The organism is Shewanella rhizosphaerae (assembly GCF_019457655.1).
In the GTDB taxonomy this organism is placed as follows: Bacteria; Pseudomonadota; Gammaproteobacteria; order Enterobacterales; family Shewanellaceae; genus Shewanella; species Shewanella loihica.
This window is the reverse complement of the sequence record NZ_CP080420.1, coordinates 1,369,397-1,387,910: the sequence shown is the minus strand read 5'-3', so window position 1 is coordinate 1,387,910 and position 18,514 is coordinate 1,369,397. Positions and strand designations below refer to the sequence as shown.

The following is an 18,514-nucleotide window of genomic DNA, read 5'->3' as shown; positions in this document are numbered from 1 at the left end:
CCAGATGACAGCCACCACTAGGCGAGTTCACCGTTGACCAAAGGCACAAACTTTACCATCTCTATGGTCTGGGAATGAAATTGATCGCCCATGCGAACCACACGCATCAGTTGCTGTGTCTCCTCGCCGACAGGGATCACCAACACGCCACCGTCCGCCAGTTGCTGCAGCAATGCCTGCGGCACACTGCTGGCCGCCGCCGTCACCATGATGGCGTCGAAGGGGCCCTTGTTGGCCCAGCCCTGCCAGCCGTCGCCATACTTAAAGGAGACATTATGCAGATCGAGCCGCTTGAGACGCTGGCGCGCCTGGATCTGGAGACTCTTGATGCGCTCAACCGTGCAGAGTTCATCCACCAGTTGCGCCAGGATAGCCGCCTGATAGCCTGAGCCTGTGCCTATCTCCAGCACCCTTTTGGGACGCGACTCTAACAAAAGTTCAGTCATACGCGCCACGATATAGGGCTGAGAGATGGTTTGCCCCTGTCCTATGGGCAGAGCAGTATTTTCATAGGCCTTATGGCCTAGGGCCGCATCGAGAAACAATTCTCTTGGCGTTTTCGCCACCACAGCTAAGACGTCGGCATTAGTTATCCCCGCCCCCTGAAGGTGACGCGCCAGATTCAATGCCGCCGTAGTGGCTACCCCATTCATAATTGCTCTATCCATTGCTTTATCTTTGGTACTTGTTCAAACGCGGTCAGGTCCACAGTCAAGGGGGTGACCGACACGTAGCCGTTGGCCACGGCATGAAAATCTGTGCCTTCGCTGGCATCTTGCTCTTCACCCGGCGGGCCGAGCCAGAATATTTCCCGTCCGGCAGGGTCTTGCATGCGCACCATGCCTTCAGCTCTATGTCTGGCGCCCAGACGGGTAACTCTAATGCCCTTAATCTCATCGAGCGGCAGATCCGGCACATTCACATTTAAGATCTGATCCGACGCGATAGGGCTATCGATCAGACCCGCCACTATCTTACAGGCATAGTAAGCCGCCGTGTCATAGTGCTTCAGCTCTCGGCCCACCAGAGAGATGGCAATCGCTGGCAAGCCCAGAAAACGCCCCTCCATCGCCGCCGCGACGGTGCCGGAATAGAGGGTATCATCCCCCATGTTCGCCCCGGCGTTGATGCCAGAAACCACGATATCCGGTTCATGGGCATAAAACTCGCGAATCGCCAGATGCACGCAATCGGTCGGCGTGCCACTGACGGAAATATAACCATTATCTAACTTATTAATTCGCAAAGGGTTAGTCAAGGTTAACGAGTTACTGGCACCCGAACAGTTGCGATCAGGACCGACCGTCATCACCTCATAGTGCTTCGCCAGGGCATTGGACAGCGCCGCGATCCCCGGCGCCGTGATGCCATCGTCATTGCTTACCAATATCTTAATCATGGGCTTGCTCGCTCGCTGCGGCCTTTCTGGCCTGATATTCCCGCTCTTTGACATCTTGATAATTCACCAGTTCCCGCAGCACAGAGGTGGCAAAGCTGCCAGCCGGTAGGGCGAATTTTATCACTAAGGTGTCATCCTGAGTTTCATAGCTTAGCTGCTGCGGCGCGAGAAGCAGCGGGCGGCGCTCCTGATTGAGCCCCGCCTGCTCGAGGCCGGCAAGATCTTCAGGATACTGACCGCAAACGCCCTGCTCGAAGGCTAACGCCTCGGCCTCACTCAATGCCTGGCCCCGACCCCACATGGGCACCGAGAGTTGAATATCGTTTTCCGCCAGACGACCATAAAGCGCATCATCCCAGGGATTGGCCACGAAGTAGCTCTTGCTGCCGGCCAGCATCACACAGTCACCATCGAGTGTCTTGAGCTGGTGTAGGCGAAGCCGCTCACTCACCACCTGATTGAAGAGATGCGAGCGCACCGCCGAGAGATAGATGCTGCGCTTGTTTCTGTCTTTCACCTTCTTCTTGCCCGAGAACATCTGACGACCGAAAATCAGGTTCTTTCCGTCATGGCCGAAACGCTGCTCGCCAAAATAGTTAGGCACGCCTGTGGCTTTAATCAGCTCGATGCGCCGCACCAGTGCGTCCATGTCCGACACGGCCCTTAGGGTCAGGGTGAAGCGGTTACCCGCCAGGGCGCCAGTGCGCAGCTTCTTGCCGTGACGGGCGCTTGATAGCACGGTGAGCTGCTCGCTATTGAGCGACTGCCAGTCTGGCATGCTCTTGCCGGGAATACGCACCCCAAACCACTGTTCTGTGATGGCGTGTCTGTCTTTTTGGCCGGCGAAGGTCACCTCTTTTGGATGCACGCCGGCAAAGCTTGAGAGCATGCGCGCCACATCGGCGGTATTTAACCCCTCCTTGCGGATGTGCAGCATGTGATGCTCGCCCTCGCCCGTCGGAAGGAATGGCAAGATCTCCTGCACGATAAAATCGCTGTTGAAGGTTCTTAAGTCGGCGCTCGCCTCGGGCTGGCCATGCAAATAATGTAGTGGGGTCATAACTCTCTCTTATCTCGGGGCGGCGCACATCAGCACCACGGCTTCCACCGCTATCCCCTCTTTGCGTCCGGTAAAGCCAAGCTTCTCTGTGGTGGTGGCCTTGACGTTGATCGCCTCTATGTCGCTCTCAAGAACTGCGCTCAGACACTCGCGTATCGCCTGAATGTGCGGCAGCATCTTAGGCGCCTGGGCAATAATAGTGACATCCAGGTTCCCCAGTCTATAGCCCTTATCCAGCGCTAGCTGGTAGCAGTGACGTAGCAGCACGCGGCTGTCGGCCCCCTTAAAGTCTGGGTCGGTATCGGGGAAATGTTTACCTATATCCCCGAGCGCCATGGCGCCGAGAATCGCATCTGAGATGGCATGCAGCACCACATCGCCATCCGAATGGGCCACCAGGCCAGTGTCATAGGGGACTTCAACGCCCCCTAAGATCAGCGGCAACTCGCCGCCAAATTTATGCACATCGAAACCATGGCCGATACGTATATTCATCTGTTATTCACCTGTACTGGAATTAGGGTCACTGGCGGCCACCTGCAGATAGAGCGCCGCCAGTTGCAGATCCTCTGGATGGGTCACCTTGATGTTGTCGAATCGTCCGCTCACCAACAGCGGCTGGCCACCGGCCCACTCCATCGCCGAGGCCTCATCGGTAATGGCAACCTGCGCCGCCAGGGCATCAGCTAGATTCTGCTTGAGACTCATCACAGGAAAAAGTTGGGGGGTGAGCGCGTGCCAGAGATTCTCCCGGCATACCGTCTCTTGTATCGCGCCGCCTTTGCCCGAACGCTTCATGGTGTCGCGTACCGGCATGGCGAGGATGGCGCCCTGCTGATGGCCTGTTTCTGTCTGACAGGCGGCGATCAGCTTGTCGATATCGGCCGCACTTAAGCAGGGACGAGCCGCGTCATGCACAAGCGCCCAGGCAGATTGAGATGCGACCTTGAGGGCGCTCAGCACAGAATCGGCACGCTCTTTACCGCCGATAACTGTCATCAATTTAGGATGGCTCGCCTGGCTCAGCTTGGCGAAATGGGTATCTTCTGGGCTTAGGGCAATAATCACCTTGTCGATGCGTGGATGTTCCAGCAGGCGATCTAGGGTGTGTGCCAGGATAGGTTGATGATTTAACATCAGATATTGCTTGGGGATCTCGGCGCCCATTCGCGCGCCGATCCCGGCGGCAGGCACAATAGCAACCAGCTCTTGTATGCGACTAATCATAGATGTTAACTCGTGTCACTTTTTAGGCGAAACCGGCCGAGCCTACTGCTCGCCGATCTCGGCTTTACGCTGAGGCTCACCCACTACGCGAAAAAAGGTTTCTCCCTGTTTCACCATCCCCAGCTCGTTACGGGCGCGTTCTTCCAGCGCCTCGGTACCGCGTCTAAGGTCGAGAATCTCTTCTTTGAGTACCTGATTTCGTTCGATGAGTTTGGCGTTACTCTCGCGCTGCAACTTGATCTGTTCCTGCAGCTGAAAAGATTCGGGAAGGCTATTTTGTCCCCACCAGAGTCGATACTGGAGCAGACCAAGCAGCACAAACATGGCGATAAGAAGTCGCTTCATCCTTAATGGGCTTTATCTCTGTTAAAAGGCTGAACTGATATTACAACAAAAAAGGCCACCAAGTGGTGGCCTTTTACCAAATTAACCGTAAAAACTCGGTTATGCTTGGCCTTTGATCTCGCTACGACCCTTGTAAGGTGCTTTTTCACCTAACTGCTCTTCGATACGTAGCAGTTGGTTGTACTTAGCAACACGGTCACTACGACACAGAGAACCTGTCTTGATTTGACCAGCCGCAGTCGCTACCGCCAGATCTGCGATGGTCGCATCTTCGGTCTCACCGCTACGGTGAGAGATAACGACAGTGTAGCCTGCGTCTTTCGCCATGCGGATTGCTGCTAGAGTCTCGGTCAGAGAACCAATCTGGTTGAACTTGATCAGGATAGAGTTAGCGATCTTGTTCTCGATACCACGGCTGAGGATCTTAGTGTTGGTTACGAACAGATCGTCACCCACTAGTTGGATCTTGTCGCCCAGGATTTGAGTCTGGTATGCCCAACCATCCCAATCTGACTCGTCCAAGCCATCTTCGATAGACACGATTGGGTACTCTTCAGTCAGAGACTTCAGGAAGTCAGAGAAACCGTTTGAGTCAAATACCTTGCCTTCGCCAGACAGGTCATATTGACCGTCCTTGTAGAATTCAGAGGCTGCACAGTCAAGGGCCAGTGTCACGTCTTCACCCAGCTTGTAACCGGCTTTTTCTACCGCAACTTTGATAACCGCCAGTGCATCGGCGTTAGAGGCCAGGTTTGGCGCGAAACCACCTTCATCACCCACTGCAGTGTTAAGACCCTTCTCTTGCAGCACCTTCTTCAGGTTGTGGAAGATCTCGGCGCCCATGCGTAGCGCTTCACGGAAGCTCTTAGCACCAACAGGCTGAACCATGAACTCTTGGATATCAACGTTGTTGTCGGCGTGCTCACCACCGTTAAGGATGTTCATCATAGGCACAGGCATAGAGTACTGGCCAGGAGTGCCGTTTAGCTCGGCGATGTGCGCGTACAGCGGCATGCCTTTGAAAGCAGCAGCGGCTTTAGCGGCAGCCAGAGACACGGCCAAGATAGCGTTCGCGCCCAGCTTGTCTTTGTTTTCAGTGCCATCTAGGTCGATCATGATCTGATCCAGCTCGGCTTGTGCCGTCGCATCTTTACCCATTAGGGCATCACGGATCTGACCATTGATGTTAGCAACAGCAGTCAAAACGCCTTTACCCATGTAACGGCTCTTGTCACCATCACGCAGCTCTAGTGCTTCGCGGCTACCGGTAGATGCGCCAGATGGAGCAGCTGCCATGCCTACAAAACCGCCATCTAGATGCACTTCCGCTTCAACCGTTGGGTTACCGCGTGAATCCATGATCTCGCGACCAATGACATTGATAATTTTAGCCATAATTTCCTCGACTTTAAGTTTAAGATTTAAGTTTAAAAGTTAATGCAAAACTAAAATTCTTATCGCTAAATTTACATCATCTGAAACAAAAAAGCCGCCTCCGAGAGTCGGAAGCGGCCCTTGTATAAAGATTAGCCTAAATCGCGTTTTTGGTACGCAACGGCTGCAGCAACGAAACCTTGGAACAATGGCTGACCATCGCGAGGCGTTGATGTAAATTCAGGGTGGAACTGACCCGCCACGAACCATGGGTGGTTAGGGAGTTCAATCATTTCAACCAGCTGACGATCTGTCGACAGACCGCTGAATACCAAGCCGGCTTTCTCTAAACGTTCTCTGTATGTGTTGTTCACTTCGTAACGGTGACGGTGACGCTCTACACAGGTCAATCCCTTGTAGGCTTCTGCCGCCTTAGTACCTTCGATCAGATGACACAGCTGCGCGCCTAGACGCATGGTGCCACCGAGATCTGATTCTTCATGACGTTGCTCGATATTACCTTTTTCGTCAATCCATTCTGTGATCAAGCCCACAACTGGATGCGGCGTGTCTTTGTTGAACTCGGTTGAATGCGCATTTTCTAAACCAGCCACGTGGCGCGCAAACTCGATCAGTGCAACCTGCATACCCAGACAGATACCGAAATAAGGTAGGTTATTCTCACGGGCGTACTGCGCCGCCATGATCTTACCTTCGACGCCGCGCTCACCGAAACCGCCCGGTACCAGGATACCGTCAAGGCCTTCCAGTACTTCTGTGCCCTTGGCTTCGATGTTTTGTGAATCGATATACTTGATGTTGACCGACACGCGGTTAAACAGGCCGGCATGTTTCAGCGCTTCGTTCACCGACTTGTAAGCATCTGGCAGTTCGGTGTACTTGCCCACCATACCGATAGTGACTTCACCGGTTGGGTTGGCTTCTTGATAGATAACGTTTTCCCACTCAGACAGATCGGCCTCTCTGCACTCAAGGCCGAAACGCTTGGTAACCAAATCGTCCAGACCTTGTGCCTTCAGCAGTGCAGGGATCTTGTAGATGCTATCGACATCTTTCAGCGAGATCACGGCGCGCTCTTCAACGTTACAGAATAGCGAGATCTTCGCCTTCTCGTTAGACGGAATCGCACGGTCACCACGGCAAACCAGTACGTCTGGTGCGATACCGATTGAACGCAGCTCTTTCACCGAGTGTTGTGTCGGTTTGGTCTTCACTTCGCCCGCCGCGCCTAGGAAAGGCACCAGGGTCAAATGCATAAACAGGGTACGATCACGGCCTAGTTCTACGCCCAACTGACGAATAGACTCAAGGAAAGGCAATGACTCGATATCACCCACGGTACCGCCGATCTCAACGATCGCCACGTCGTGCCCTTCTCCGCCCTCAAGCACTTTCTCTTTAATCGCATTGGTGATGTGTGGGATCACCTGAATGGTAGCCCCTAGGTAGTCGCCGCGACGCTCTTTGCGCAGCACTTCCTCATAGATACGACCCGTAGTGAAGTTGTTACGACGGTTCATCTTGGTACGGATGAAACGTTCATAGTGACCCAGGTCGAGGTCAGTTTCAGCGCCATCTTCGGTGACGAATACTTCACCGTGCTGGGTTGGGCTCATGGTACCCGGATCCAAGTTAATATAAGGATCCAACTTCATAATGGTTACGTTAAGGCCCCGAGCCTCTAAAATTGCCGCCAATGATGCTGCTGCAATGCCTTTACCTAGTGATGAAACCACGCCACCAGTAACGAAGATATACCTTGTAGTCATGCTGAACCTGAGAAAATGAGTTGGAAATATGTGCTTGTAAGAAAGCACTAGGACGGGGCGTTATTATATCAAAGCCCTTTGGATTCGACAAATAGGTAACGGCAACTATTTTAGCCTTTTAGGGGATCATTTCGCTTGACTTGCTCCCAATAGGCGTCCAATTCAGTGAGGCTATGCTCCTGCATTGCTTTACCCGACTGGGCTGCTAAAGCCTCGACGCCACGAAAGCGATGTTCGAACTTATTGGTCGCCCGGCGCAGCGCCTGCTCTGGGTCCAGCTTGAGGTGTCTGGCCAGATTCACCACGGCAAACAGCAGGTCTCCCAGCTCATCTTCCATCTTGTCTCTGTCCTGGGCGGCAACCTCCACCATCACCTCGTCGATCTCCTCATGGATCTTGGCCACCACAGGCCCTAAGTCATTCCAGTCGAAGCCCACGGTCGCCACCCGACGCTGCACCTTGGCGGCGCGGGTCAGGGCCGGCAGCGAGCGCGGAATATCATCGAGCACCGAATGCAGCGAGCGCCCGGCGCGCTCCTTGGCCTTGATGCTCTCCCAGGTTTCACGCACCGAGTCGCTGGATGCCTGAGTCATCTCGCCAAACACGTGAGGATGACGCTCGGTGAGCTTAGTACAGATCTTCTCCACCACCAGGTCGAAGTCGAACCTGCCCTGCTCCTTGCCCAGCTGACAATAGAAGATCACCTGAAACAATAGATCCCCAAGCTCACCGGGGAGTTCATCGAGGGCGCCGCGCTCTATGGTATCGGCCACCTCGAAGGCTTCTTCCAGGGTGAAGGGCACTATGGTCTGATAGCTCTGAGCCTTGTCCCAGGGGCAACCCGTTTCTGGGTCCCTTAGCCGCTCCATGATGGTCAGCAGCCTTTGGATATCTGATTTACTCTGCATCGCTTACCTCATCAAAAAGGCGGCCTGGGCCGCCTCTTACTCTTATCATTTGTGAACTTTGTGCTTTCTATCTGCGCTGCGATAGACAGGCTTACCGCGCGGTTAGAGACGTCGCGCCTCGATGACGCCGGCCACCTGAGACAGCTTGGCGATCACCCGAGATAAACCTTCCAGGTTATACAGCTCAAGCTCCAGCTCGATAGCCGCCGTCTGAGTCTTCACATCCGACGATGAGCTCATGGCCAGCACGTTAGATTTCTCCGCCGCTAGCACAGAGGTAAGATCCCTCAGCAGACCGCTGCGATCGTTAGCCAGCACCTTGAGCTTAAGTTTATAGCCGCCCGAGTAGTTCTCGCCCCAGACCACATCCACGCTGCGCTCTGGGTGCACCCGCATCAGCTCTTTGACTTGCTCGCAGTCGGCCCTGTGCACAGAGATCCCCCTGCCCTTAGTGATGAAGCCGAAGATCTCATCCCCAGGCACCGGCTGACAACACTTGGCGATATGGCTGAGCAGATTACCGACGCCATCCACCTCGACCTGGCCCTTGCCCTTGCCTGTGGCACGCGCCTGGTTTTTCTTCAGCAGATCTTCAAGGGCTTCTTCTTCGGAGACCTCGTTGACCCGCATCCGGCTCTGCACATGGTTAACCACCTGGTTGAGGCGAACGTCCCCGCCGCCGATACCGGCCAGCAGGTCATCCATCCCCACCATGTTGAAACGCTCCACCGCGCTGTGGGCATCTTTCAGGGTCAATCCAGAACGTGCCAACTCGGCCTCGAGCATCTCGCGCCCGGCGACGATATTCTTGTCTCTGTCTTGCTGCTTGAACCAGTGCTGGATCTTAGAGCGGGTACGCGACGCCTTGATATATCCCAGGTTAGGATTAAGCCAATCCCGCTTAGGGTTAGGATGCTTGGAGGTGATGATCTCGACCCGCTCGCCGGTCTCCACCTGATAGGTGAAGGGCACGATGCGGCCATCGACCTTGGCGCCGATACACTTGTGGCCTACCTGTGAGTGAATATAGTAGGCGAAATCCAGCACTGTGGAGCCCATGGGCAGGTCCACCACGTCGCCATTCGGGGTGAAGACATAGGCTCTGTCTTCAAACACCTGACTGCGGACCTCATCCACCAAGTTGCCGCTCTCGGCCACATCTTCCTGCCACTGCAGGATCTTACGCAGCCAATTGATCTTCTCTTCGTAGCCGCTCTGCTTACCTGTAGTGCCCTCTTTATACTTCCAGTGGGCGGCCACCCCCAGCTCGGCATCTTCATGCATCTGCTCGGTGCGGATCTGGATCTCTACCGTCTTGCCCTCTGGGCCCACTACTATGGTGTGAATCGACTGATAGCCATTGGGCTTAGGGTTGGCGACATAGTCGTCGAACTCTTTGGGAATATGATGCCAAAGGGTATGCACTACACCCAGTGCGCCGTAACAGTCCTGCAGGCGCTCGGTGACGATACGCACGGCGCGCACGTCAAACAGCTCATCGAAAGTGAGATCTTTGCCACGCATCTTCTTCCAGATGCTGTAGATATGTTTGGGCCTGCCATAGACCTTGGCGCGGATCTGCTCCTCGTCTAGGCGCTGCTGCAACTGATTGACGAAGTTCTCTATGTAGATCTCACGATCCATCCGCTTGCCATCGAGCTGCTTGGCAATGTCTTTATAGGTATCAGGATGCAGATAACGGAAGGAGATATCTTCCAGCTCCCACTTGAGCTGGCCTATGCCCAGGCGGTTGGCCAACGGCGCATAGATGTCGGCAATCTCCCGCGCCAACAGCACACGGGTCTCCTCGTCGGCATTTTTCACTTCCCGCAGCAGGCAGATACGCTCGGCCAATTTAATCACCACGGCGCGCACATCTTCCACCATGGCCAGCAGCATCTTACGAATGTTGTCTATCTGGGGCTCGGCGTTGCGGCTCTGCTCGTTGACCTTGAGAGCGCCGATGGCATTCATGGTCACCACGCTATTCACTAGCGTGGTGAGCTTGTCGCCAAACAGCTCCAGCATCTGCTCCTCAGTCATGAGGCCAGCGTCGAACACCACGAAGATCACCGCCGCCTGCAGGGTCTCGATATCCATGTTGAGCGGTGCGAGGATCTCAATCAGCTCGCGAGCGCGGCCGATCAGCAAGGTATCGTTAGCATCATGTTTCGCCACCAGGGCCTCTACCTGCTTTATTAGCGCAAGTAAGGTGCTGGCGTCATCGGCGTCACTCAGATAACGATTAACCCATTCGGTCAATTGAAAATCTGTGTCTTTAAAATGTGCTTCTCTAACAGATACCATCTACTGCATGTCCTTAAACTTAAGTGCTTGCCCCTAAATATTGCTCGACCTGTTACGTCATCCAAACCTTGCTGGCTGACATCGCCAATACCAAACTCACTATCTTGGGGATTCCCCCGCCAATGTCAATTGATAGTCGGCGACTATTTGGCCGCTCGGCCTAACTATTTCTCCAACTCAAACAAGGCCATGGCCTCGATGTGATGGGTCTGAGGGAACATATCGATGAGGCCCAGGCGACTAAGCTGATAACCCTGTGCCAGTAGCGGCTCACAATCTCTGGCCAGACTCACAGGATTACAGGAGATATAGACGATCGCCTTGGGCTTCATCTTCTTTAACCATTGTAGACTCTCATAGGCGCCGGCTCTGGCAGGATCCAGCAGTAACTTGTCGATGCGGCCAAGCCAAGCGGCAGCGGAGAGATCTGCGCTCAGGTCGCCGTGGTAGAACTCGGCCCCCTCGACGCCGCTCATGGATGCATTGCGTCTCGCCTGCGCCACCATGGCCTCGACTCCTTCGACGCCCACTACCTGGGCACCGGCCTTGGCCAGCGGCAGGGTGAAGTTACCTACACCGCAGAAGAGATCCAGCACCCGCTCGCCCGGCTGAATCTGTAGCCAGTCGATCGCCTGAGTCACCATCTGTTGATTGATCTCACCATTGACCTGAATAAAGTTGCCCGGTGAGAAGCCAAGCGAACTGCCATCCTCCAGGGTATAGAAGGGCAGGCCCTCGTCCCCCCAGAGGGTCTCAAGCTTGCTGTCATCATCGAGCAAGACAAGCCTCACCTTATGCTGCTCGCCAAAGCTAGCTAGCAGAGCCTTATCTTTATCGTTCAGGGGGCTGGTGATACGCAGCACCACGCAAGGGCCAGAGTCCACAGACAACAGCTCCACATGGCCCAGGCTGCGTTTGGCACTGAGACGATTGAGGCATTGATTCAGCGGCGCGATAAGCTCAGACAAAGATTTTGCCAGCACAGGGCAGGCGTCGATATTGACCACCTCGCTACTGGCTAGGGCGCGAAAGCCCAGATTGAGCTGCTTTGTATCACGCAGATACTGAGTCGCCAGTCGGGCTCGGCGACGATAATGCCAGCCTTCGCCGCTTAGCGGCTCGCTCATGGCCTGAGGCTGGGTGCGGCCCATCTTGTTGATCAGGTTCTCCAGCGCCGCCTGCTTGATATGGCGCTGGGCAGAAAGCTCAAGATGCTGCAGGTCACAGCCGCCGCAGCGACCATAGTATGGGCAGCTTGGTTCTATTCGCGCGGCGCTGGCGGTCTCGACCTTAATCAGCTTGGCCTTGGCATGGCGCTTCTTCTGCTCGACTATCTGCGCGGTGACCGTTTCATCCGGCAGTGCGCCGGGAATGAAGACGATTTTTCCCTGATGTTCTGCTATCCCCGCCCCCAGATGATCCAGCTGGCTAACATGGAAACTTTGCTTGGCCTGGGTTTGTTGTGTCTTGCGGGGTTTAGCTTTATAAAATTGTGCCATTTAGGCCTCTAAAACAATAAAAATACTAGTAAAGACTGCACAAAGTCTGGCAGTCTAATGTAACCTATATCCATCGTAGATAAATAATACCAACTCAATGAATAGTGCAGACAATATGACTAAATACAGCCTGAGAGCCTGGGTTCTCGTGCTGGCCTTAGCGCCCACTATTTTGGTTGGTATTTTGCTTGGCAGCTATTTTACCATAAATCGTTTCTATGAGCTGGAAGAAAGCTTAATCGAACGTGGCGGCAACATTATCGAGCCGCTGGCCATCTCCGCCGAGATAGGCCTGGAAACCAAAAACTTCGAGACCACCAAACGCCTGATCACCTCGGTACAGCTCAATAAGTCCAACCTGGTGCAGTTTATTGCTATCTTCGACACTAACAACAGGGTGATAGTGACCTCACATCACTATAAGAGCCACGAGTTTATGCGCTACAACGAGCCCATCGACTCGCTGCAGACCACAGAGGTGGAGCAGTTTGGCGACAGCATCATCATGCGCAGCCCCATCTTCTCCAGCCAGCGCGAACTTGTGGTCAGCCCATACGACAGCAACTCCATGGCCCAGCAGGTCAACTCCGCCAAGCTCGGCTACATCGCCGTGCTGCTCAACAAAGAAAACGCCCTACTGGAGCAGCACAGGGCCGCGGTGGCCGCCTTCATCATTGTCCTGATCGGTGTGCAGCTGAACCTACTGTTTACCTTCCGCCTGGTGAAAAACGTCACCCACCCCATCACAGAGATGGTGCGCGTGGTGGCCAAGATCCGCGAAGGCAAGCTGGACACTAGGGTCGATGGCAACCTGATTGGTGAGCTTGACCTGCTTAAACGAGGCATCAACGCCATGGCGGGCTCCTTGTCGGAATACCATGAGGAGATGCAGCAGAATATCGATCAGGCTACTTCAGATCTGCGCGAGACCCTGGAGCAGATAGAGATCCAAAACGTCGAGCTGGATCTCGCCAAGAAGCGCGCCCTGGAGGCCAGCCGCATCAAGTCAGAGTTCTTGGCCAACATGTCCCACGAGCTGCGCACGCCCCTCAACGGGGTGATCGGCTTCGCCAAACAGCTATTGAAGACGCCGCTGCACGCCAGCCAACAGGACTACATCAAGACAATCGAGAAGAGCGCCACCAACCTCTTGGGGATCATCAACGACATCCTCGACTTCTCTAAGCTGGAGGCGGGCAAGATGGAGCTGGAGAACATGCCCTTTGCTCTGCGTGAGGTGATCGACGACACTATCTCTCTGCTGGCCAACAGCGCCAAGGAGAAAGATCTCGAACTGGTGGTAGATATCGAACCTAGCATCAACGACAACGTCTCCGGCGATGCCCTGCGGGTCAGCCAGGTGATCACAAACCTGGTGGGCAACGCCATCAAGTTTACCGACAGCGGCAGCGTGCACCTCAAGATGCGCCTGACCAGCGAAGAGGCCGAGAAGGTCAATGTGCGCTGCGAGATCACCGACACAGGCATAGGCATAGACAAGCCCCACCAGGCTCAGCTGTTCCAGGCCTTCGGCCAGGCAGACTCCTCTATCTCGCGTCGCTTCGGCGGCACAGGCCTTGGGCTTATCATCACAAAGCGTCTGATCAACCGCATGGGCGGCCAGATTGGCTGTATCTCGGCGCCGGGTAAAGGCTCGACCTTCTGGTTCACCCTGCCCCTCAAGCTGAGTCCCTACCCCATCAGCCAGCCGCTGGAAACCGACAACCTCATCGACAAGACGGTGCTCTTGTTCGAGCCGCGGGAGCTGTCGCGCAAGGTACATGAAAACCTGCTTAGCCACTGGGGCATGCAAAATATCAGTATCACCACTGCCGAAGATCTGGCCCGGGTGGCCGGCGAAGAGGGCCGCCACTTCGACTACGCCATCATCAGCTGCAACGATTTGGCCAGCAGTCCTAACCTGTTAAACGTGCTCAATAAGATAGCCAAGATCAGCGACTACACCCTTTACCTGTGTAGCAGCACAGACAGCGCCGCCAAGATGAGCCTGATCCAGCCCAACGTGGACAAGGTGATGCAGGCGCCGGTGGGTGAGCGCGCCCTGGCCGTTACCCTGATCAATCCCCACCGCGCCCAATATGAGGCCATGCCTTTCCAGGAAGCGGTCAAAGAAACCCAGGAGCGCGAACCCATGAGCGTGCTGGCGGTGGACGATAACCCCGCCAACCTCAAGCTGATTAAGACCCTGCTCAAGGAGCTGGTTACTCAGGTGACGGTCACAGACAACGGCCAAGAGGCGGTAGAGATCGCCAAGGCCAAGAGCTTCGATCTCATCTTCATGGATATTCAGATGCCTGGCACCGACGGCTTTAGCGCCACCAAGCAGATACGTGAGCATTCACTCAATCGCAATACGCCGATTGTCGCCGTGACCGCCCACGCCATCGCCGAGGAGCGCGAGCGCATCGATCAGAGCGGCATGGATGGTTACCTGCCCAAGCCAATCGATGAGGCGGCGCTGAAGAGTGTGATCAGCCGCTGGAAGACCCGGCCACAGTTTACCCACTTCGACCAGCACACCCTCAATTGGGATCTCTGCCTGACCCAAGCCAACCAGAAAACCAGTCTGGCGCTGGAGATGCTGCAGATGCTGGTCGACTCCCTGCCCGAGACCCGTGAGCACATCTCGGGCGCCCTCGAGCGTCAGGACAGCCAGGCCATGGTCAGCCATGTGCACAAGCTCCACGGCGCCAGCTGCTACTGCGGCGTGCCGACGACTCAGCGACTCTGTCGAGAGATTGAACAGTCACTCAAGCAAAATGCCAGCGTCGATCTGGTCGAGCCGGAAATACTTGAGTTACTTGACGAGCTTTCTAAGGTAGAATCGGCCGCAAATCAAGTAATAGCCCAGTTATCTATGGATGTGATCGATGAGTAATAAACCCGGGTTTTTCAAGCGCCTCAAGGCCCTCGAACCAGAACAGAAGAAGCTGTTCGCCATCGCCCTTTGCCAACGCATGTACCCTAACTATCAGTTGTTCAGCGAGGTCTGCGAGTTTGGCGACCCACAGGTGCTCGATACAGTACTCAACCTGCTATGGCAATCCATGTACGATCAGAAGCTTAAACTGAATATCGATCTCTACCTCGAGCGGCTGGATCTCAACACGCCCGAGCCGAGCGATTTCGATGTCTACGGCGTCTACCCAGCCATGGACGCAGCCGTCGCCCTCACCTCACTGCTTAGCGCCATTCAGAGCAAGGTGGAAGACGACATCACCAACATCAGCAAGCTCTCCTCCGCCACAGTGGCTAACTATATCGAGGCCACACTCGAGGAAGAGATGGAAGAAGAAGCACTGGATGATCATATCTTCAATCACGAGGTGATGCAGGAAGAGAAAGCGCTTCAGGCATCCTTGCTGGAGATCATCGAAGAGAACCCTAAGATCACCGCCGATTTCGTCAAGGCGTTGCGCAAGGAGTTAATGCAGGCAAGCGTATCTAACATAGGGATCTCAGTAGGCGCCTAACCCATGCGCAAACTTATCTACCAGGGATTTGTGCTCACCAACCCAGATGGGTTAACAAATACCTGGTGCCTCACCCTAGGGGAGCAGCGACGCGTCGGCTCCCTGTTTGAGCTCAGGCGCCAGATCCATTTCTACCAGGAGCTGGGGATATTGCCGCCACCTAAGCCACTCCATCGGCGCTCCGGCCCCAAGCATTAGACTTTAGCGTTATAGGGACGCGGCGGGCAAAGTGTTACCCTAACGGCGTATTCGGTTTATCACCGCTCGGATCCAAGCCAAGGAAGTCGTCTCCCTATGTTAACCACTCTCTCGCCACTCTTTGTCGTGTTTGGCATCATGGTCACCGGCTTTATCGTGCAAAAGGCGCGGCTACTGCCCGAGGGCAGCGACAACGTCCTCAATCAGTATGTCTATTACATCGCCTTTCCGGCGATCATGATGATAGTGCTGGCCGAGACCCCGATCGAAGAGATCGCCAACTGGGGATTTATTGGCGGCTACAGCCTGGCCATGACCCTCATCTATCTGCTCACCGGCCTGCTATCACTCTGGTTACAGCCCAAAGATAAACCCCTGGCGGCCATTCGCGCCCTCAACACCACCTTTGGTAACACCTCCTTTATCGGCATTCCGCTGATGATGATGCTGTTTCCCGGCGATCAGCTGGCGTTGGCCGCAGCCGCCTTGGCTAGCCTTTTATCGGTAACCGTATTTGCCATAGTGCTGGCCCAGCTGGCGCTGTTTCAGGGACAGACTGACAGCGCACTCAAGACGGTATTTTTCGCCCTCATTCAAAACCCCATCATACTGGGAAGCCTGGCCGGCGTAGCGATATCTGCCGCTCACATAGAGCTGTACCGCCCCATCGCCGAGATCATCAGGCAGTTCGGCATGACCTCCAGCCCCTGCGCCCTGTTCGCCATCGGCATGGTGCTGTGCAAGGCCAATCAGGGGGGCAGAAACGCCGCAGGCATTCAGTCACGCCTTGCCGAGCTGGCCATGCTTAACCTGAGTAAGCTGCTGCTACAGCCCCTGCTGGCCTATCTGCTACTGGGCGCCTTAGGGGTTAGCGGACAACTGCTACAGATGGGGGTGATTCTAGCCGCCCTGCCTACCGCCGCCAGCGTCTACCTATTGGCCCACAGATTCAACGTCGGCGCCACCAGTAGCGCCCAGACCATCAGCCTGGGGATAGTGATCAGCTTTGCCACCATTCCGCTACTGCACCATTGGCTGGACTCGGGCACCGGAAGCTTTTTATAACGGATAGGCTTGTTTTAACGGACAAGCTTGTTTTGTCGGACTACAGAGCCTAAAACTTATTTTCATGGGTAAAAAGCACACAGGTATTTACTGTATAAAAATTCAGTATATACTGTGCATGAATACAGTACTTTGTAAAAGGATGTCATCATGCTTTGTCAGCTCAGCATCAATAACTTTGCCATTGTCCGCTTTTTAGAACTCGACTTTAAGTCTGGGATGACCAGCATTACAGGCGAAACCGGCGCGGGGAAATCGATTGCCATCGATGCCTTAGGCTTATGTCTGGGCAATCGCGCCGACGCCAATACCGTCAGACCGGGCGCCAGTAAGGCCGAAGTCAGTGCCCGCTTCGCCCTCAACGATATCCCGCTGGCCAAACGTTGGTTAGAAGACAATGACCTTGAGCTAGACGACGAATGTATCCTGCGCCGCACCATAGGCAGCGACGGTCGCTCACGCGCCTACATCAACGGCAACCCTGTGCCCCTCAACCAGATGCGCGCCCTGGGCCAGCTGCTTATCGGCATTCACGGCCAACATGCCCACCACGCCATGTTAAAGAGTGAGCATCAACTTACTCTGCTCGACAGCTATGCCAACCACAAGATGCTGCTCGAGGCCTGCAGCGCCAGCTACCAGCGCTTCAAGCTGATCCAAAAGGAGCTGAGCCAGCTGCAACAGTCGCAACATGAGCGCATCGCCCGCAAGCAGCTGCTGCAATATCAGGTCGAAGAGTTGGACGAATTCGCCCTAGGCGAAGAAGAGTTCGATGAGATAGAGGCCGAGCATAAGAAGCTGGCCAACGGCACGGCGCTGATCCAGGCCTGCCAGCGCACCCTCTACCTGCTACAGGATAATGAAGAGGGCGCCATAGAATCGCTGCTCAACATGAGTCTGGATCAGGCCCAGGAGCTCGAAGGTTACGATCCTGAACTTAAAGGGGTGGGTGCCATGCTTAACGATGCCCTGATCCAGGTACAGGAGAGCAGCAGTGAGCTGCAACGCTACCTAGATAAGTTGGAGCTGGACCCGGATCATTTTGCCGCCCTGGAGCAGCGCCTGTCGAAGATCATGATGCTGGCACGTAAGCACCATGTGAACGCCAAAGATCTCTATCAGCATCACCAGGCGCTGAGCCAGGAGCTGAGTGAGCTGGACTCGGATGAGGAGAAGCTCGATGAGATAGCCCAGCAGCTCGAGAGCTGCCGCGAGAGCTTCATCGCCCATGCCCAGAAGCTCAGCCAGAGCCGTCAGCGTTACGCCAAGGAGCTGGACAAGCAGGTTACCCGCTCTATCCATGAACTCAGCATGCCCAAGGGCAAATTTATCATCGATGTGCAGTTCAACCCCGAGATGATGTCGCCCAACGGCTGCGATACGGTAGAGTTTCAGGTCACCACCAACCCGGGTCAGCCGCTGCAACCCATCGCTAAGGTAGCTTCGGGCGGCGAACTGTCGCGTATCGGTCTGGGCATCCAGGTGATCACCGCCAAGAAGGTCGCCACCCCGACCCTCATCTTCGACGAGGTCGACGTGGGGATCTCAGGCCCGACCGCCGCCGTGGTGGGCAAGATGCTGCGCGCGCTGGGCGAGTCCACCCAGGTGCTGTGTGTGACCCACCTACCCCAGGTCGCCGGCAATGGTCATCAACATATGTTCGTTAACAAGCAGAGCAAGGCAGGACAAACCGAGACCTCGATGGTGCCGCTTGATAAGGGACAGCGTATCGAAGAGCTGGCTCGCCTGCTTGGTGGCGATGTCATCACCAACAACACTCTGGCCAACGCCAAGGAGTTACTGCAGAGCTAAGCCAGATAGATCAAAAATTGGCGATCATTAGGCAGG

At 55.1% G+C, this 18,514-nt stretch carries 16 protein-coding genes; 5 read left to right on the top strand and 11 right to left on the bottom strand.

The window, feature by feature from the left end:
* Positions 1–17 precede the first annotated feature (17 nt).
* The 11 genes from K0I63_RS06145 to rlmD all read right to left on the bottom strand — a co-directional run bounded on the left by K0I63_RS06145 (position 18) and on the right by rlmD (position 11,909).
* A complete protein-coding gene (locus tag K0I63_RS06145; protein WP_220073922.1) occupies positions 18–653 on the bottom strand; it encodes a protein-L-isoaspartate(D-aspartate) O-methyltransferase in 636 nt (211 codons plus the stop codon).
* Positions 650–1,399, bottom strand: coding sequence for a 5'/3'-nucleotidase SurE (surE, locus tag K0I63_RS06140; protein ID WP_220044652.1), 750 nt, complete (start codon positions 1,397–1,399; stop codon positions 650–652). Before surE ends, K0I63_RS06145 begins: the two co-directional genes overlap by 4 nt.
* Entirely contained in the window at positions 1,392–2,459 is a 1,068-nt protein-coding gene (truD, locus tag K0I63_RS06135) for a tRNA pseudouridine(13) synthase TruD (protein WP_220082876.1), read from the bottom strand. Before truD ends, surE begins: the two co-directional genes overlap by 8 nt.
* A 9-nt stretch (positions 2,460–2,468) precedes the next feature.
* Positions 2,469–2,954, bottom strand: a complete 486-nt coding sequence (ispF, locus tag K0I63_RS06130; RefSeq protein WP_220082875.1) for a 2-C-methyl-D-erythritol 2,4-cyclodiphosphate synthase — start codon at positions 2,952–2,954, stop codon at positions 2,469–2,471.
* Between the two features lie 3 nt (positions 2,955–2,957).
* Positions 2,958–3,686, bottom strand: a complete 729-nt coding sequence (gene ispD / locus K0I63_RS06125; RefSeq protein WP_220082874.1) for a 2-C-methyl-D-erythritol 4-phosphate cytidylyltransferase — start codon at positions 3,684–3,686, stop codon at positions 2,958–2,960.
* A gap of 42 nt (positions 3,687–3,728) precedes the next feature.
* Complete coding sequence (ftsB, locus tag K0I63_RS06120; RefSeq protein WP_144203330.1) at positions 3,729–4,031, bottom strand: cell division protein FtsB; 303 nt, start codon at positions 4,029–4,031, stop codon at positions 3,729–3,731.
* A gap of 99 nt (positions 4,032–4,130) precedes the next feature.
* Positions 4,131–5,426 (bottom strand): phosphopyruvate hydratase, encoded by a 1,296-nt coding sequence (gene eno, locus K0I63_RS06115; protein WP_011865007.1) that lies wholly within the window; start codon positions 5,424–5,426, stop codon positions 4,131–4,133.
* A 131-nt stretch (positions 5,427–5,557) separates the two neighbouring features.
* On the bottom strand, positions 5,558–7,195 hold the full coding sequence (gene pyrG / locus K0I63_RS06110; protein WP_011865006.1) for a CTP synthase: 1,638 nt from the start codon (positions 7,193–7,195) through the stop codon (positions 5,558–5,560).
* Between the two features lie 110 nt (positions 7,196–7,305).
* The gene (gene mazG / locus K0I63_RS06105) at positions 7,306–8,103 is read right to left on the bottom strand and encodes a nucleoside triphosphate pyrophosphohydrolase (protein WP_220082873.1); all 798 of its coding nucleotides are present in this window, start codon (positions 8,101–8,103) and stop codon (positions 7,306–7,308) included.
* A gap of 102 nt (positions 8,104–8,205) precedes the next feature.
* The gene (gene relA / locus K0I63_RS06100) at positions 8,206–10,410 is read right to left on the bottom strand and encodes a GTP diphosphokinase (RefSeq protein ID WP_220082872.1); all 2,205 of its coding nucleotides are present in this window, start codon (positions 10,408–10,410) and stop codon (positions 8,206–8,208) included.
* A gap of 164 nt (positions 10,411–10,574) precedes the next feature.
* Positions 10,575–11,909, bottom strand: a complete 1,335-nt coding sequence (rlmD, locus tag K0I63_RS06095) for a 23S rRNA (uracil(1939)-C(5))-methyltransferase RlmD (protein ID WP_220082871.1) — start codon at positions 11,907–11,909, stop codon at positions 10,575–10,577.
* Between the two features lie 115 nt (positions 11,910–12,024).
* Between rlmD and barA the strand changes: the two genes are divergently transcribed.
* The 5 genes from barA (at position 12,025) to recN (ending at position 18,478) form a co-directional block, all read left to right on the top strand.
* The gene (gene barA, locus K0I63_RS06090; protein WP_434086788.1) at positions 12,025–14,808 is read left to right on the top strand and encodes a two-component sensor histidine kinase BarA; all 2,784 of its coding nucleotides are present in this window, start codon (positions 12,025–12,027) and stop codon (positions 14,806–14,808) included.
* On the top strand, positions 14,801–15,403 hold the full coding sequence (locus tag K0I63_RS06085) for a YjaG family protein (protein ID WP_220082870.1): 603 nt from the start codon (positions 14,801–14,803) through the stop codon (positions 15,401–15,403). Before barA ends, K0I63_RS06085 begins: the two co-directional genes overlap by 8 nt.
* Before the next feature lie 3 nt (positions 15,404–15,406).
* Positions 15,407–15,601 (top strand): hypothetical protein, encoded by a 195-nt coding sequence (locus K0I63_RS06080; protein ID WP_220073417.1) that lies wholly within the window; start codon positions 15,407–15,409, stop codon positions 15,599–15,601.
* 96 nt (positions 15,602–15,697) lie between these two features.
* The gene (locus tag K0I63_RS06075) at positions 15,698–16,666 is read left to right on the top strand and encodes an AEC family transporter (RefSeq protein WP_220082869.1); all 969 of its coding nucleotides are present in this window, start codon (positions 15,698–15,700) and stop codon (positions 16,664–16,666) included.
* 150 nt (positions 16,667–16,816) lie between these two features.
* Complete coding sequence (gene recN, locus K0I63_RS06070) at positions 16,817–18,478, top strand: DNA repair protein RecN (RefSeq protein ID WP_220082868.1); 1,662 nt, start codon at positions 16,817–16,819, stop codon at positions 18,476–18,478.
* Positions 18,479–18,514 lie beyond the last annotated feature (36 nt).

What these genes read in the sequence shown, in the direction of transcription:
- K0I63_RS06085 (WP_220082870.1), top strand. Translation starts at nt 14,801, where the DNA reads ATGAGTAATAAACCCGGGTTTTTCAAGCGCCTCAAGGCCCTCGAACCA.
- barA (WP_434086788.1), top strand. Translation starts at nt 12,025, where the DNA reads ATGACTAAATACAGCCTGAGAGCCTGGGTTCTCGTGCTGGCCTTAGCG.
- relA (WP_220082872.1), bottom strand. Translation starts at nt 10,410, where the DNA reads ATGGTATCTGTTAGAGAAGCACATTTTAAAGACACAGATTTTCAATTG.
- surE (WP_220044652.1), bottom strand. Translation starts at nt 1,399, where the DNA reads ATGATTAAGATATTGGTAAGCAATGACGATGGCATCACGGCGCCGGGG.
- K0I63_RS06145 (WP_220073922.1), bottom strand. Translation starts at nt 653, where the DNA reads ATGAATGGGGTAGCCACTACGGCGGCATTGAATCTGGCGCGTCACCTT.
- ftsB (WP_144203330.1), bottom strand. Translation starts at nt 4,031, where the DNA reads ATGAAGCGACTTCTTATCGCCATGTTTGTGCTGCTTGGTCTGCTCCAG.
- K0I63_RS06080 (WP_220073417.1), top strand. Translation starts at nt 15,407, where the DNA reads ATGCGCAAACTTATCTACCAGGGATTTGTGCTCACCAACCCAGATGGG.
- ispF (WP_220082875.1), bottom strand. Translation starts at nt 2,954, where the DNA reads ATGAATATACGTATCGGCCATGGTTTCGATGTGCATAAATTTGGCGGC.
- K0I63_RS06075 (WP_220082869.1), top strand. Translation starts at nt 15,698, where the DNA reads ATGTTAACCACTCTCTCGCCACTCTTTGTCGTGTTTGGCATCATGGTC.
- ispD (WP_220082874.1), bottom strand. Translation starts at nt 3,686, where the DNA reads ATGATTAGTCGCATACAAGAGCTGGTTGCTATTGTGCCTGCCGCCGGG.
- rlmD (WP_220082871.1), bottom strand. Translation starts at nt 11,909, where the DNA reads ATGGCACAATTTTATAAAGCTAAACCCCGCAAGACACAACAAACCCAG.
- eno (WP_011865007.1), bottom strand. Translation starts at nt 5,426, where the DNA reads ATGGCTAAAATTATCAATGTCATTGGTCGCGAGATCATGGATTCACGC.
- mazG (WP_220082873.1), bottom strand. Translation starts at nt 8,103, where the DNA reads ATGCAGAGTAAATCAGATATCCAAAGGCTGCTGACCATCATGGAGCGG.
- recN (WP_220082868.1), top strand. Translation starts at nt 16,817, where the DNA reads ATGCTTTGTCAGCTCAGCATCAATAACTTTGCCATTGTCCGCTTTTTA.
- pyrG (WP_011865006.1), bottom strand. Translation starts at nt 7,195, where the DNA reads ATGACTACAAGGTATATCTTCGTTACTGGTGGCGTGGTTTCATCACTA.
- truD (WP_220082876.1), bottom strand. Translation starts at nt 2,459, where the DNA reads ATGACCCCACTACATTATTTGCATGGCCAGCCCGAGGCGAGCGCCGAC.